Below are 14,349 nucleotides of genomic sequence, written 5' to 3' on the forward strand. Positions count from 1 at the left end.
AATCAGATAGAGTGATTTGCAGCTGTCTGCTGATCGAGTTTCCTCCTGCAATCTGAGGACTAACATGGCACTTATTGGCGGGCTCATCGCCCTCGCCGGACATATTGCCCTTCTCCTGTGGGGTACGCGGATGGTCCAAACAGGGATACAGCGCGCGTTCGGGCCAAATTTGAAGTCAGTCCTTGGTCACGCACTGAGTAATCGAGTAAAGGCGTTTCTTGCTGGCGTAGGTGTGACCGCGGTTCTACAAAGCAGCACAGCCACGGGCCTTATGGCTTCAGGGTTTGCGGCCGGTGGTCTTGTCGATCTGGTCCCAGGCCTGGCCATAATGCTTGGAGCGAATGTCGGGACGACGTTGATCGTGCAAGTTTTGTCTTTCGATGTTGCTGCAGTTTCGCCTGCTCTAATCCTGGTCGGCGTCTTGATGTTTCGCAGGGTAGCAAACCCGCAGGTTCATGATCTTGGCCGGGTCTTCATTGGTCTCGGGTTCATGCTACTGGCGCTCCACCAACTCCTCGTTCTGATGACTGGGTATGAAGGCTCGAGAATCCTTGTCAGCATCCTGGAAAACATTTCCTCCACGCCAGTCCTCTGTGTCCTCTTGGCGGCGATTGTAACCTGGGCAGCGCATTCAAGCGTCGCGGTCGTGCTTCTCATCGTATCGCTGGCGAGCAGGGGACTGATCGACCCGTACCAGGCATTTGCCCTTGTGCTCGGAGCAAATCTGGGAACGGCAATCAATCTAGTCATCGAAGGTCATTCAGGCCCGGATCTTTCGGTAAAGCGCCTTCCGATCAGTAACCTGATCACACGAATTTTCGGGGTCATCGCAGCCTTAATGCTCCTACAACCCATTACTGATCTCTCGGACCGGCTTTCACACGACACCGCCAGAGCAGTCGCTGACTTTCACACAGCCTTCAATTTGGTGCTGGCATTCGTCTTCATGCCATTTCTACGCCCTTATGCTGATCTGATCACTCGGCTATTGCCGCGCGGACTGAACCAAGCGGATCCGGCTCAACCAAAATATCTCGATCCAGCCGCTAAAGAGACGCCTGTAGTGGCCTTAGGTGCCGGTGCACGGGAAGCGCTTCGCCTCGTGGATGTTTTGACGGAAATGTTGAAGGGCGCGAAGGCGGCCATGTCCAGCACGGATAGGAAGTCGTTGGCCGGGTTGCGTGCGATGAACAATGTTATCGAACGCCTTAACCTCGCACTTAAGGCCTATCTGACATCCATTGATCCCGAAGAGCTTGGTGAAGCCGATACGCGGCGGTTAAACGAAATCCTCCTGTTTTCCATGAATATGGAGCATGCGGGTGATGTTTTTAATGAAAACCTATTGCCTCATCTCGCCAAACGCATCCGCCGGGGATTGAACTTCTCAAAAGAAGGCCAGCGCGAGCTCAACCACCTCTTTGACCGACTCCTAACCAATCTTCAGACGGCTGCCGGCCTTTTCATGACGCAGGACGAGCGCGCAGCAAGGCTTCTAGCAAACGAGAAAGTGATCTTTCGTAGGGCCGAGCGAGAAGGGACCGACGCTCACTTTGAGCGACTGCGTAGCGGCGGCATCGATACGGCCGAGACAAGCTCGCTTCATCTTGACCTGTTAAGAGACTTCAAGCAGATCAATTCGCATTTGGTTGCTGCCGCCGCTTATCCCGTCCTGGAAGGGAAGGGGCAGCTTCTACAAAGTCGGACGGCGGGGCCGGATGGAAAGACACGTTGGGATGCCAATGTCTAAAAAGAGGCCGAAAACATATCTCGGGAAGTTGGCTGAGGAAGCCGAAAAGCTGTTCTCTGGACGAGCAATCGAGCAGTACGCCGCGATTTGCTATCGGCGTCATCCGGTGTCCGCAGAAGTCGAAGTACTGTTGATTTCTGCGCGAGACAGCGGTCGTTGGATCATTCCAAAAGGTTGGCCGATTGAGCAGAAGCTTCCCCATCAGGTCGCGGAGCGGGAAGCTTGGGAAGAGGCCGGCATAAAGGGCAAGGCTAAAAAGCGAGCCTTTGGTTATTACACCTATCTCAAAACATTGGAGGGCGGTGACAAGGTGCCGTCCGTCGTCCAAGTCCATCTGCTTAAGGTTGGTTCGATCGCGAACAACTTTCCGGAGCAAGGTCAGAGAGTTGCTGTCTGGCTTTCGCCTCACGACGCTGCCTTAAGGATCAGGGAGCCTGAGCTACGAAGTATGCTGGGATGCGTGGCTGCCAAATTGAATAAGCCAGGGAAGGTCAGGGAGGCTTCGCTTATTGGTGCTTTGGTTGAATGAAGCCGGTTGGCGCTGCCATTACGAGGTACGCATGCCGTCGGTGGGCACTGTAAACTTATGGACCTCGGGTCAAGTTAGGGCACGAGGTCTGCAATCAGGCTACCTGAAGATGAGCGATCTCGCTCCACATCTGCGTCGCGGCTACTCGCAGCTCGCGATAATGGAGAGATGAAGTGTCGTGGCGGGGAATTTGGAAGAGGTTGGCGATCGGGTCGTGGATGGAAACGAAACGCTGAAGGTGTCGTGCCGACTTGAAGCGCTTCATGATCCGCTCCCGCCTTCGGATCGGCTGATGAGAGTTTTCTGCCCGATTGTTCAGTCCCTTATGTGAACGATGCTCGACGGCGGGCATGATCTCCCGCTTCGCCGCACCGTAGGACCGGAGCTTGTCGGTGATCATCACGCGAGGCGAACGGCCTTGTCCTTTCAGGAGTTTTCGCATCAAACGCTTTGCAGCCTTGGCATTGCGGCGGCTCTGGACAAGGACGTCAAGGACGAAACCATCCTGATCGACGGCGCGCCAGAGCCAATGTTTCTTGCCGCCAATGGAGATGACGACTTCATCGAGATACCATTTGTCGCCAAGCTTTCCGGCCGATCGCCGCCGGATTTCATTGGCAAAGCGCCGCCCGAATTTCTCGGCCCAAAGGCGGACTGTCTGGTGCGAGACAGTTATCCCGCGCGCCGCCAGTAAGTCTTCGATCATGCGCAAGCTGAGCGGGAAGCGAAGATAAAGCCAGACGGCATGAGCAATCACTTCAGCTGGGAACCGGTGGCGGCGATAAAGGGGATCACGAACGGTTTGGGTCATGCCGCAAAATCGCACAGGGCAATCGCCGAGGGGTTAACGTTACGATGCCCCATCCATCGCGTCGCGAGCATTGATGGCCAAGTTGAGAACAGCGTTCTCCATCTGCGTCGGATCAATCGACGTGTTCCACAGGCCGCCTGAGACGATCGTCTCGATCTCGATCGCTTCGCCGATAGAGCGACGCAAGAGATCATCCATGTTCGTTAACAACCGGCCGAGATGAACGACTTTCGGCGCGAGAGGCTGTCGTCGCCCAAATGCCAGAAGCTGGCTTGCCAGCTTGCCTCCTCTGATCACACCGGCAAGAGCATTAGTGACACGCCGCTCGGCGCGCTCGTTTCCGGCCACGTCCTTGGCCAGAAGATTGAGATTCCCCGAAATGACCTGGAGAAGATTGTTGAAGTCGTGCGCAACGCCGCCGGTCAGCTTGCCGATCGTCTCCATCTTTTGGGATTGCTGCAAGGCGTTTTGCATTTCGAGTAGCTGGGCTGTTCGCTCTTCGACCCGAGCCTCGAGCTTAGCGGCGCTGATTTCGAGGGCTGCTTCTGCTTCCTTCTGGTCATGAATGTCGGTATTGGTGCCGATCCAGTGAGCGACACCGCCCCCCTCGGGCTTGATCGGGACGGCGCGTGCAATATGCCATCGATAGGCGCCATCATGGCGGCGCAGACGGAATTCCACCTGATATTGCCTGGCAGCGGCACGAGCTTCTGTCCATTCCTGCGCGGCGATATCGATATCATCGGGATGCACCATCGCGGCCCACCCGTTGCCAGTCAATTGCTCCGCGCTCATGCCGCTATAGGCAAACACCTGATCATTGAACCAGTCGAGCGATCCATCGGAACGCGCCGTCCAGACGTGGTTCGGCATCGATTGCGAAAGCGTCCTGAACCGTTCCTCGCTTTCAAAAACACGTTTCTCAGCAGCTTTGCGGATGGTGATGTCAAGAAAAAGGGCGGCGAAACGTTCAGGCCCTACCTTGCGGGCATGCGCCTCATACCAGCGGTTTCCCAGTGCCGGGATGTAGACCTCGAACTGCCTGGCCTGTCCGGTGTCGACGATCTCTCCATACGTGGCGATCAATTCGTCCTGAACGCCTGGTATCGCTTCGCGCACCGGCTGTCCGATCGTCTGGGCGGCAATCAGCCCCGTCTGTCGCTCGAATGCCGGGTTGATGTCGATAAAGACAAAGTCTATGACCCTACCTTCGGCGTCCCGCACCACCTCGGCGGTGAAGAAGCCTTCATGCATCTGCTCGAACAGCCCGCGCCAGCGCTCTTCGCTCTTTTGCAGCGTGACTTCCGCCTGCTTGCGGTCGGTGATGTCGAAAGCGATTCCGACGAAGCGTCTCCGGCCGCTGCGTTCACTGGATATCACCTGGCCTCGCCGTGCGATCCAACGGGTGTCCCCCGTCTTCGGATCGATACGGCGGTACTCGGCATATTCGAGCGGGTTGCTTTGTCCCAGTCGCGCAGGGCCGGAAACCGCGCGGTCATCTGGGTGAAGCAAGCTGATAAGAAGATCATCCGTGATGCGGATATCGGGGTCTAGACCCCAGACTTTCCGGTATTCCTGCGAGACATGGAGTTCGCCGCTTGCCGGAAACCATTCGAATGTGCCAACACCGCCGGCCTGTTGGGCGATCTCCAGCCGCTGCTCGACACGAACCCTCTCCGTCGTATCTTTCAAGATCACCAGAACGCCGGCCGGTATCCCATTCGCATCGAGGAGGGGGCTGAAGTCGAGATTGAGCCAGACATCTTCTGGGCCTGCGCCCCGTTCAATGACGGCATGACGGTCGCGAAAAGAGAGAGTTCGTCCGCCCAACACGACCTTGACGACCCTGCTGTTGAGCGCTGCCAGTTCGGGCCAGGCCTCTGAAATCGGCCGGCCGGGAAACGCGGAGTGCCGCTGACCCGCGAAATCGGCGTAGGCACTGTTATGGAGGACCCAGCCGTCCTCACCCCAGAGAATTGCCATCGGAACGCCGGCACTGAGGACCAGACTCAGCGTCTGCTCAAGCACCGTAGGCCACGCCGCGCGCGGCCCTAACCCCGTGAAACTCCAGTCGATCGTGTCGATCGACCGGGCCAGGTCCCCACGCCGTCCGTTAGAAGGAGCTTGAGCATTCAGTTTCGGCATCTTGATTTCGCGCATTGATAAGAGCCGCGCTATACCAGACATTCACAAGAATGTATAGGATAATGGCTCTAATTAGGAGCGCTCACTGCGACCGATCAAGATCTCGATCAACAGAACAGGTGGCTTTACCATATAGAGCTGGCTCGGGAAATCTGCACAGCTAGGATAAGTGGAGTTTCTGCCTGACTTCGGCTTAGGTGCCGGGAACAGGAGATACCCTGACAAGACGACCGCGCCGGAACCATAGCCCGGCTTTCAAGGCAAAGGTGGCGCTCGCCGCCATCCGAGGCGAGCAGACGCTAGTGGAATTGTCCCAGCGGCAATGTAAACTTAGCGCTTCGCAGTCATGATTTGGGGTTGAGGTTTTGGTTTAGGCGGCTTGAATGCCAGCGATTTGGTACCATGTTTGCATGGCTGTTTCTCGCAATTCGCGATGATGGGTGGATGGAATGTCGTGGCGGGGAACGTGAAAGAGGTTGGCAATCGGATCGCGGATGGAAACGAACCGTTGAAGGTGCCTCGCTGACTTGAAGCGCCTCATAATCCTTTCACGCCGTCGGACAGGCTGATGAGAATTCTCGGCCCGATTGTTCAGGCCCTTGTGCGAGCGATGTTCGATACCGGGCATGATATCACGCTTCGCCGCACCGTAGGATCGAAGCTTGTCGGTGATTATCACACGCGGCGCACGGCATTGCCCTTTCAGAAGCTTTCGCATCAAACGCTTTGCCGCCTTGGCATCGCGGCGGCTTTGCACCAGCACGTCGAGAACAAAACCGTCCTGATCGACGGCGCGCCAGAGCCAATGTTTCTTGCCGGCGATCGTGATGACAACCTCGTCGAAGTGCCATTTGTCACCGAGCCTGCCGGCTGAGCGCCTCCGAATGTCATTGGCGAAATGCCGGCCGAACTTCTCCGCCCAGAGCCTCACGGTTTGGTGAGAGACGATGAGGCCACGGGCAGCCAGCATATCCTCGACCATCCGCAGGCTCAGCGGAAACCGGAAATAGAGCCAAACGGCATGGGCAATCACCTCGGCTGGAAATCGATGGCGACGATAAAGAGGATCACGGGCAAATCTGGTCATGCCACAAGATCCCAAATGTTGATCGATGCCAGGTTAACTTTACAGTGCCCCATTGATTACTTCCAACGCCGAGAGGAGATCGTTAGACGGTATTAGGCCGAAGCGGAGCGGAACCCCGCTTCGGCTGCGAAAGTCGGAAATTCGCCTCAGCCTTCTGCCTTCTCATTGACGACAGAGGTGGCGATACCAGTCAACGCAATATCGGTCGCCTGTTCCTCGTCGAGCGTCGTCTGTAGCAGTTTGGCTGCATCCTTCAGGCCAAGCTCAAGCGCCCAGGCGCGCAGGGTGCCGTAGCGTGACATCTCGTAATGCTCGACCGCCTGTGCGGCGGCAAGCAGACCGGCGTCGAGGGCGGGAGAACCTTCGTATTCTTCCAGGATTTCGTCTCCCTCGTCGGTGATGCCCAGAATCGCATCGCAGGTCTTGGCTTCAGGCTTCTTGCCGATGATCTTGAAGACTTGCTCCAGACGCTCGACGTGGACCTTGGTCTCGCCGATGTGCTTTTCGAAAGCGTCCTTGAGCTGCTTGCTCTTGGCAGCCTTGTGCAGCTTTGGAAGGGTTTCGACAATCTTGTTCTCGGCGAAGTAGACGTCTTTCAACGTGTCGTGAAACAGTTCGTCGAGGGTTTTGATAGCTTTGGCCATGATGGCGCTCCAAATGATGAGAGGAAAAAAGAAGCCAACCCTTTGTGGAGAGGGCCGGCAATGTTAACGGACGTGGCGAACGGAGGTCTCGGTGGCATAAAGGTTATGCTTGGTGCCGTAGACCCCACCGAACCAGGCGGCGATTGCACCGATCAGGAGAGCAATGAAGCCGAGGATCGCACCGGCCGAGACGGCTTTGGTCGCGGTCTGTGCAGCTTCAAGCGCCTGGGCCTTGGCAGCCTGCACGTTGTCATTATAAGTCTTCATGTACTGATCGACCTGAGTGCGGGCCTGATCAACCGGAATGTTCTGGGCCTTGGCGATCGCGTCCGCGGCACGGTTGCGGGCATCGTCCGCCTTTGCAGTGTCGCCGGTGACGGCGGCCTGAACTGCGGAGATGGCAGCATTGCGCAGCGCTTCCGGATCATTGCCGCCCGAGGCGTCGCGGATCTGCTGTTCAATCCCGGCCATTGGGTTTGCCGAGTTGGCCATCGCTGGGGCTGCTGCGGTCACCGCTGTCGCCGTCGTGCTGCCAACGCCGCTGACAATGCTCGACAGACCGCTGAACGCACCGCCGACCAGAGCGCCGACGGAGGTGGTCAGCAAATAGAGAATAACCAGCGTGGTCACCGCCCAGGTGGTCAGACCCTGGTAGCCGCCGGTCGAATTGCTCGGACGGCCGGAAAGACGGCTGGCGATGTAGCCACCGACGAAGGAGGCGATCAGACCGGCGACCACAAACCACAGACCGCCGGCGATCGAGAATGTGCTGGCATCGGGGTTATCGTAACGCGCCGGGTCGATAACCGCTGCGCCGATACCCACGCCAAGGAGGTTGAGAAGAAACTGGACAGCCAGTCCGACGAAAACGCCAGCAAGGATGGCGCCCCACGAGACTTTGTAGAGCGCTGCGGTCGATCCGCCATCGACGCCATAGGCGATATCGCGCGAGAGGTGGGTAGAAACGGGTTCGGTCATGGTGGCCCCTTAGGTGTTCACGGGATCGTGAGTTCCACCATAACTCGCAAATGTCGTCGATGTTCCGCTTGGGCTACCGCGCGCCGTAAATGAGAATGGCAGTGTGGGGTGACACCGCCGCTCTCATGCTTTTGAATGGATAGATCAGTCCCGACGGATACCGAGCGTGCCATCCTTGCGGACGGCGCCTTCGCGGCGTTCGTCTTCGATATCAACTGGGTGTTGAGGACCGTATCGGAAACCGTTAGTCTCGCCGCTCCAGCCGCAAACCTCTCCATCTGGCAGCCAGAATTAAGCCCCATCTCCCGCATCGGACGCATTACCGCTTGGGTGTTGTAAGGCGTGGGGAAAAACCGCGCGGGAACCGGCAACGAAGCGGAGGTGACGGCGCGCAATGCAGACGTGACGATAAGTCGGATGGGCGGCCAGCGATTTCGGACCGAGGCGGCGAGTTTCAAGCCATCCATGTCGCCTGGCATATCAACATCGGTGAACAGCATGTTGATTTTCGGATGCCGCAGCAGCACGTTCAGCGCTTCTGCCGAGTTTCGGCATCGTAGACCGTGAGTCGGTCAGCCTAGGTCACAGGCATCTTGATGCGGATCAGGCTGTCATCTTCGATCATGTCTTGGATCATGATTTTTCGACTTCCGTGCCCGCGAGAGTGTGCGGAACGCATTTAAATATGGGGCGGTTGGCGCGAACTCCTTTGCCATTTCACGTTTGAAGTCTGTCGCGAATACACGGGATATGAGCCTTGAACCAATTCACTTGCGACTCATTGCACCACGAGTGGATCATATCGTTCTTCCCAAGGAACCCCGGTAAGAGGCTGATGGGGCGTCGCGGGGCAGGCTGTGCAGAAACACCTCATTCTCTTCGGTCTTGAAGCCTCGCCCGCTGTATCAAAGGCAGACCGCGGCGCCGTCTGCACAAGAGTATGATTGACTAGGAAACTTTCCTGATATAGTTTCCTTGTCAATCACTGGAGAGCCCCATGCCGTCAATCCAACCCGCGTCGGACTTGACCGCCCATCTCGGCTACTGGCTACGCCACGTCTCCAACCACGTCTCGCAAGCCTTTGCCCGCAAGGTTGAGGCGCATGGTGTGACGGTGGCGGAATGGGTGCTGATGCGCCATCTGCTGGAGGACGAAGCCCTTGCTCCGAGCCGTCTGGCTGAGCGTATGGGCATGACACGCGGCGCCATCTCAAAGCTGGCCGACCGGCTGATCGCCAAATCGATGCTGGTGCGCGTCGCCGATCCGGAGGACGGGCGGGCCCAGACGCTTTCACTCGCGTCCGCTGGCCGCGCCCTTGTGCCGAAACTGGCGGCGCTGGCCGACCTCAACGATGCCGAATTCTTCGATCACCTGGCACCGGATGACCGCGCGGTTCTGCTCTGCACCCTGCGGGAGATCGTAGAGAAACACGGTCTCAAATCCATGCCCGTCGATTGATGACGGACACCCTCACATCTCACCACGAAAGGACACTGACATGACGACCAAATGGGAAAATGTGGCCCGCACTTGCCTTGAGGGCGCGGAATCGGGCACCATGACCTTCCCGCAGATCGTCGGCACACTGATCGAGGCCGGCTTCGACGGCTATGCGGTCGATTTGCGCCGCGCCACCGCCATCTATTACCTCCGGACGGCGAAGCCGTCGAACTGGAAGCAACGCGGACCAAACCGGTCGCCCAGCTTTTCGACTCGGCCACGGTCAAGGAAGCGATCAGCGAGGCCGAGGCCCTGGTGCCGGGCTACACCTACAAGGGCTTCTGCGCCAAGGTGGCCGGGGCGGGCTGCGCGGGCTACCTGGTCTCATTTCTGGGCAAGCGGGTGCTTTACTACGGCCGCACCGGCGAGACCCACACCGAGTATTTTCCCGGGACGCAGCCGGCGGCCAAATCATGAAGCCCACCGGCATCATGGAGGGCGGAATTATACCCGCACTCTTCCTCGGCCCTGCCGCTTGTCCTGCGCTGGGTGACCGGCAATTCGTTTGAGCGAGTCGCTCGGTTTAATCTCCTCTCGAAAAAATTTGTGCAGCGCAGCATTCGTACCCACTTATAGTCCTTGAGCCAAGACGGGCAAAGGAGACGGAAGTGACGTTACCCTCCAATTCACGGCAACTGATCGAAGTGAAAAACTTCGGAGCGAACCCCGGTAAGCTGAAGTGCTGGCTTTATCTGCCGACCATCCTGGCTCCGAAAACACCGCTCGTCGTCGTCCTACACGGGTGCACGCAGAACGCTGCAGCTTATGATCATGGCTCCGGTTGGTCGAAGCTGTCGGAAGAGAAGGGATTCGCGGTCCTGTTTCCGGAGCAGCAGCGCGCCAATAACGCCAATCTGTGTTTCAACTGGTTCGAGCCGGGCGACACCCGGCGTGATCAGGGCGAAGCTCTTGCGATCCGGGAGATGATCGGGCACGTCATCGAGTCGCAGGGGATAGATCCTGAACGTGTCTTCATCACGGGACTGTCGGCCGGAGGCGCGATGGCGAACGTCATGCTGGCGACCTATCCCGAATTGTTTGCCGGCGGCGCGATCATTGGCGGGCTTCCTTACGGAACGGCCTCAGGAGTGGGTCAGGCTTTCGAACGGATGCGGGGCCATAACCCGCCGAGCGAAAGTCAGCTTCAATCGGCCCTGATGTCCGCAGCTTCCAGCTGGGGTTCATGGCCGCCGATTTCTGTCTGGCACGGGACGCACGACCAGACGGTCAAGCCGATCAATGCCGAGCAGATTGCCCATCAATGGGGCGGCATGCATCAGATCTCCGCGACACCGGACTTGATCGAGTCCGTCAATGGCCACAGCCGTAAGGCCTGGCTCGATGAAAGCGGCAAAGCGGTCATGGAGGTTTATCTCATCAAGGGAATGGCGCACGGTGTTCCCCTGTCGTTCGCAGCCAAAGCCCCGTTGGGGCACTCCGGACCGTTCATGCTGGAGGCCGGAATTTCTTCGACGACGCGCATTGCCAGGACATGGGGCCTTGCCGACGATGCCGATGTCGCCGCAACCGAGGCGGTATTCAACCCTGACTTGAAGCACGACGCGGTTCCCTCAGGCATTGAAAATGTTATCGCCAAGGCAATGGCATATGCAAAACCAGGCGCTGTGAATAACGTCGGCGATCGACATGATCACGGCGTCGGCAAGGTTATCAACGACGCGCTTCGCGCCGCAGGGCTAATTCGATAATTTAGGCTGGCGCAGTGTGTCGAAGACACGGATCGCGTTCATCGTGTTTCCCAGCAACGGTCTGCCTCACCATGGCCCGAGGAGGTCTGTTCCATGCCGATGCTCACCATTCATCACCGCACGACCTACAGTTTTCGAGAGGACGTATCGCTGCTGGTGCACCGCCTTATGCTCCGGCCCGGAGAGGGCCGGGAGCTGAAGCTGCTGGGCCATGACATCTCGACGTCTCCTGAGGCTGAACTGAGCTGGTCGACGACGTATTCGGAAACGCGATCGCTTCGGCGACGTTTCGGACCCACAGTGACAGCCTCGTGGTGGACAGTCTGGCGACCGTCGACCTGACTGCGTCGGCATGGCCCGTGTTCGACATCGCAGCGTCTGCGATCAACTACCCATTCCTCTACGCCGATCGTGACGGGACTGATCTCGGAGCTCTCGCGGTTCAACAATTTGACGATGTCGACCAGCGGCTTCGAACGTGGATGCGCGGCTTCGTCGCTGGCGAACCGACGGATACCCTGTCCCTCCTCAAAGACATCAGTCTGGGCATCGCGTCTTCTATCTCGTACCAGAGCCGGGAAGAGGAAGGCACGCAGGCGCCGCTGACGACCCTCGATCGGGGTTGGGGCTCCTGCAGGGATTTTGCCGTTTTGTTCGCGGAGGCTGTGCGCAGCCTGGGTTTCGGCGCTCGCATCGTTTCAGGCTATCTGTTCAATCCGAACAGAGCACTCACAGGATCGACCGATAGTGGATCGACGCATGCCTGGGCGGAGGTCTTCGTCCCCGGCGCCGGGTGGATCACACTCGACCCGACGAACCGCAGCATGGGCGGCGCCAACCTCATCCCAGTCGCGGTGACCCGCGACATCGCCCACGCCGTTCCGGTTTCAGGGAGTTTCATAGGCGGGTCGAACGGCCTTCCTGTCAATGAACGTGGCCGTAGAAGTCAAAGCAATCGACCCGGCCTCAGCGGCGCGGCTGTAGAACGGTGGATTGACGTGGCTCAATTCTCGCGTTGTCGAGCTGCACCTTTGGTCTTGAACCGACCTGAACCTTTGACCCGTTAAAACTGCTACTTCAGTTGCAAAATCAGAAGCTTCATTGAGTTGCTCGACAGCCCTTGTGCATTCCGACGTAGGCAGCCTGAAAACGCTGTTTTGAAAACGGTTATTCGTACGAAGATCTGTCGAATTTAGAATTCTGGACTTACCTTCATGCCCATGCCGCATCCTACTACTGCGCCGCAATCCCGAAAGCCGTCAGAACCTCCGAGGTGATTGTACCGGTAACCTTGAGTGTTGGTTTCCACGCAGAACTCCGGTTAGGCAGATAAGGGGGGCTCAGTTCCGCGTGAAAACCAACAGGCTGCTTTTAGCGAAAAAAAACTCATGCCGAAACCGAGAATTCCATGCCTGCTCGCTGCACTTACATAATAAAACTAAGCAAGCGCTCGCTGTAGGTCCTCGTGCTCGAAGGCGCTGGCCATGCGATTGACTTCGCTATTCCGCGCGCCGATCGCCTTGGCCGTATCTCGCCAAGTAGAGGTAACGGTTGCGACCTCTTTGATAATGACGCGTGCCTGAGCCAGCGTGAGCGCAAAATATCCCGATGCAGCTTCCAGAAGATCAAGCGAGCACGTGCCTTCGTCAAGGTCGATATTGGTGGTCAGCACCCGTGCCTTGAGATCGGTTGGAACAGGATTGAGATCGTAGGCCGGCGACAGCGACCAGCCAGCTTTCCCCAACCATAAGAATCCGTGGTTGCGCAGGTGATCATCAACATTGGAGATCAGCACGTTGAAGACCACGCGCCGATAAAGAGCATGGGCGTCGCTCTTCCCTTGCGCCCCGTGCTCGGCGAGCGCATCGACAATTTCCGGATAACTGCCGCGCTCGCCATCCCTGGCGCCCATCATTGCCATCGCTGACAGAAATGGAACGCGGATGGCGCCGTTGCGGTCGAAGCGACGAGACAACATGACGGCTTTTCCGGCCACTTCGATAAGCTGGTGTTGCGGAGTGGCGATGCCGGCCTGGTCGGCGAGTCGGAGGGCGATCTCCTCCCAGGTCTCCATGCTGTACTCGTCGGTCTCTTTTGGAAACTTGGCGATGGAAAGATGGCCATGCTGATCGATGACAGATGCTTTCGGTCGAGCGCCGCCCAGTGACGAACCGGGAGCGAAAATGAGCTGGAGGTCCTCGTCAGTCTCTTCGTCACGCAAAATGCGCTCAGTAATCTGCAGAAGCCGACCAAGCTCGATGACGGCCGGAACGCCGGTCTGGATCGGAGCCTGGAAGACCTCCTCCCCGACCCACCGGAATCGAAGCGCGCCGAGACGGGTTTCGTCGGCGACGCCCAGCAGGTAGTCGCTTTCGGCGAGGGTGCGAACAGCTCGCGCCTCGCGTTCCGCACTGCGACGCTCGGCGCGCTGCATGAGCCGTCGTCCCCAGGTGTCGGGGGCGGAGTCGCCGATCGATCCGAACGTCGCCAATCCTGCCGGCGGAGCGAAGGCCCCACGGGTCAATGCAAGCGCGGGTTCCAGCGAGAAGCGATCAGGATCCTTCAGCCAGGCATCGTCATACTCGAACAGTATGGTCTCGGAGCCGCGGATGCGATTGCTCCTCGCAAGACCAATTCTACGAGTCTCTCCAGCAAGGTCGATATGAGCCTCGAAGTCAGTCATCGCGAGACGATCCCGACGCGGGCTTCAGGCGAACACGCTTCGGCAGATCCGCACTGGCAAGCGCCTGGCCGACACTGTCGTTGCTGATGTCAGCAAGCTGGGTCAGCCCGTCGAGGAGACCGAGAGCTTGAAGGACGCCCGCATAGATTCCGATGCTGACATTCGTGTCGCCCGCCTCGATCTTTTGTAGCGTGGAGCGAGAGGTAAAGGCTCGCTCTGCCACGACTGCCATCGGCAACTTACGGCGGCGGCGAGCATCCTGGATATCCGCACCAAGCTTTCGCAAAGCCCGCCTGACAGCTGCCGATGGTTGATGGGGAGTGGGCATGTGGTCCCTTCGCGCTACAGAATTTAGCTTTATGTAGCACGAAGCTGACAATATTTCCAGTTAGGCATACCGCTTTGTTCGAAGGCTGGCCCATGCGTATAGATGCTTCACTGGGCCTTTAAGACATGCGTCACCTGAGTACCTGTTCGCTCTGGACGTTACATCCTTTGTTAAACGAGAGCTT

Annotated in this window: 13 protein-coding genes and 1 pseudogene; 6 read left to right on the forward strand and 8 right to left on the reverse strand. The window is 58.1% G+C overall.

The genetic code is table 11. The annotated features are described in order from the left end of the window. Window positions 1–64: 64 nt before the first annotated feature. Together AVI_RS23600 and AVI_RS23605 are read left to right on the forward strand one after the other, a co-directional pair. The gene (locus tag AVI_RS23600) at window positions 65–1,750 is read left to right on the forward strand and encodes a Na/Pi cotransporter family protein (RefSeq protein WP_012650491.1); all 1,686 of its coding nucleotides are present in this window, start codon (window positions 65–67) and stop codon (window positions 1,748–1,750) included. After that, window positions 1,743–2,279, forward strand: coding sequence for an NUDIX hydrolase (locus AVI_RS23605; protein ID WP_012650492.1), 537 nt, complete (start codon window positions 1,743–1,745; stop codon window positions 2,277–2,279). The genes AVI_RS23600 and AVI_RS23605 overlap by 8 nt, the downstream gene beginning before the upstream one ends. Before the next feature lie 94 nt (window positions 2,280–2,373). Here the strand turns inward: AVI_RS23605 and AVI_RS23610 are convergent, their stop codons facing one another. The 6 genes from AVI_RS23610 to AVI_RS29315 form a co-directional block, all read right to left on the reverse strand. Then, window positions 2,374–3,090 (reverse strand): IS6 family transposase, encoded by a 717-nt coding sequence (locus tag AVI_RS23610; protein ID WP_041699307.1) that lies wholly within the window; start codon window positions 3,088–3,090, stop codon window positions 2,374–2,376. Between the two features lie 39 nt (window positions 3,091–3,129). Then, window positions 3,130–5,250 carry a PAS domain S-box protein gene (locus AVI_RS29310; RefSeq protein ID WP_187152414.1) on the reverse strand — a complete coding sequence of 707 codons (2,121 nt, stop codon included), beginning with the start codon at window positions 5,248–5,250 and terminating at the stop codon, window positions 3,130–3,132. 355 nt (window positions 5,251–5,605) lie between these two features. Continuing rightward, complete coding sequence (locus AVI_RS23620; protein ID WP_012650495.1) at window positions 5,606–6,322, reverse strand: IS6 family transposase; 717 nt, start codon at window positions 6,320–6,322, stop codon at window positions 5,606–5,608. 146 nt (window positions 6,323–6,468) lie between these two features. Then, the gene (locus AVI_RS23625) at window positions 6,469–6,966 is read right to left on the reverse strand and encodes a YciE/YciF ferroxidase family protein (RefSeq protein ID WP_012650496.1); all 498 of its coding nucleotides are present in this window, start codon (window positions 6,964–6,966) and stop codon (window positions 6,469–6,471) included. Window positions 6,967–7,029: 63 nt separating this feature from the next. Continuing rightward, entirely contained in the window at window positions 7,030–7,944 is a 915-nt protein-coding gene (locus AVI_RS23630; protein WP_012650497.1) for a hypothetical protein, read from the reverse strand. A gap of 17 nt (window positions 7,945–7,961) precedes the next feature. Further along, a complete protein-coding gene (locus AVI_RS29315) occupies window positions 7,962–8,471 on the reverse strand; it encodes a response regulator transcription factor (RefSeq protein ID WP_071206036.1) in 510 nt (169 codons plus the stop codon). A gap of 470 nt (window positions 8,472–8,941) precedes the next feature. On the opposite strand from AVI_RS29315, the gene AVI_RS23640 reads away from it, so the two are divergent. The 4 genes and pseudogenes from AVI_RS23640 to AVI_RS23655 all read left to right on the forward strand — a co-directional run bounded on the left by AVI_RS23640 (window position 8,942) and on the right by AVI_RS23655 (window position 12,138). Continuing rightward, window positions 8,942–9,403: a MarR family winged helix-turn-helix transcriptional regulator gene (locus AVI_RS23640; RefSeq protein ID WP_012650499.1), complete on the forward strand. Its 462-nt coding sequence runs from the start codon at window positions 8,942–8,944 to the stop codon at window positions 9,401–9,403. A gap of 297 nt (window positions 9,404–9,700) precedes the next feature. Then, window positions 9,701–9,862, forward strand: a complete 162-nt coding sequence (locus tag AVI_RS31765) for a DUF1398 domain-containing protein (RefSeq protein ID WP_322267445.1) — start codon at window positions 9,701–9,703, stop codon at window positions 9,860–9,862. Between the two features lie 191 nt (window positions 9,863–10,053). Then, window positions 10,054–11,154, forward strand: a complete 1,101-nt coding sequence (locus AVI_RS23650; protein WP_012650501.1) for an extracellular catalytic domain type 1 short-chain-length polyhydroxyalkanoate depolymerase — start codon at window positions 10,054–10,056, stop codon at window positions 11,152–11,154. A 93-nt stretch (window positions 11,155–11,247) separates the two neighbouring features. Next, window positions 11,248–12,138: pseudogene (locus AVI_RS23655) on the forward strand (transglutaminase family protein). A gap of 454 nt (window positions 12,139–12,592) precedes the next feature. Here AVI_RS23655 and AVI_RS23660 read toward each other — a convergent pair. Further along, window positions 12,593–13,837: a type II toxin-antitoxin system HipA family toxin gene (locus tag AVI_RS23660; RefSeq protein WP_012650503.1), complete on the reverse strand. Its 1,245-nt coding sequence runs from the start codon at window positions 13,835–13,837 to the stop codon at window positions 12,593–12,595. Next, window positions 13,830–14,165 carry a helix-turn-helix domain-containing protein gene (locus tag AVI_RS23665; protein WP_012650504.1) on the reverse strand — a complete coding sequence of 112 codons (336 nt, stop codon included), beginning with the start codon at window positions 14,163–14,165 and terminating at the stop codon, window positions 13,830–13,832. The genes AVI_RS23660 and AVI_RS23665 overlap by 8 nt, the downstream gene beginning before the upstream one ends. Window positions 14,166–14,349: the final 184 nt, after the last annotated feature.

It is taken from the genome of Allorhizobium ampelinum S4 (assembly GCF_000016285.1).
GTDB classification, from domain to species: domain Bacteria; phylum Pseudomonadota; class Alphaproteobacteria; order Rhizobiales; family Rhizobiaceae; genus Allorhizobium; species Allorhizobium ampelinum.

Bases quoted from the DNA above. Each gene is read 5' to 3' on its own strand.
- AVI_RS23630 (WP_012650497.1), bottom strand. From the start codon at position 7,944: ATGACCGAACCCGTTTCTACCCACCTCTCGCGCGATATCGCCTATGGC.
- AVI_RS23640 (WP_012650499.1), top strand. From the start codon at position 8,942: ATGCCGTCAATCCAACCCGCGTCGGACTTGACCGCCCATCTCGGCTAC.
- AVI_RS23610 (WP_041699307.1), bottom strand. From the start codon at position 3,090: ATGACCCAAACCGTTCGTGATCCCCTTTATCGCCGCCACCGGTTCCCA.
- AVI_RS29310 (WP_187152414.1), bottom strand. From the start codon at position 5,250: ATGCGCGAAATCAAGATGCCGAAACTGAATGCTCAAGCTCCTTCTAAC.
- AVI_RS23625 (WP_012650496.1), bottom strand. From the start codon at position 6,966: ATGGCCAAAGCTATCAAAACCCTCGACGAACTGTTTCACGACACGTTG.
- AVI_RS23665 (WP_012650504.1), bottom strand. From the start codon at position 14,165: ATGCCCACTCCCCATCAACCATCGGCAGCTGTCAGGCGGGCTTTGCGA.
- AVI_RS23600 (WP_012650491.1), top strand. From the start codon at position 65: ATGGCACTTATTGGCGGGCTCATCGCCCTCGCCGGACATATTGCCCTT.
- AVI_RS23605 (WP_012650492.1), top strand. From the start codon at position 1,743: ATGTCTAAAAAGAGGCCGAAAACATATCTCGGGAAGTTGGCTGAGGAA.
- AVI_RS23620 (WP_012650495.1), bottom strand. From the start codon at position 6,322: ATGACCAGATTTGCCCGTGATCCTCTTTATCGTCGCCATCGATTTCCA.
- AVI_RS23660 (WP_012650503.1), bottom strand. From the start codon at position 13,837: ATGACTGACTTCGAGGCTCATATCGACCTTGCTGGAGAGACTCGTAGA.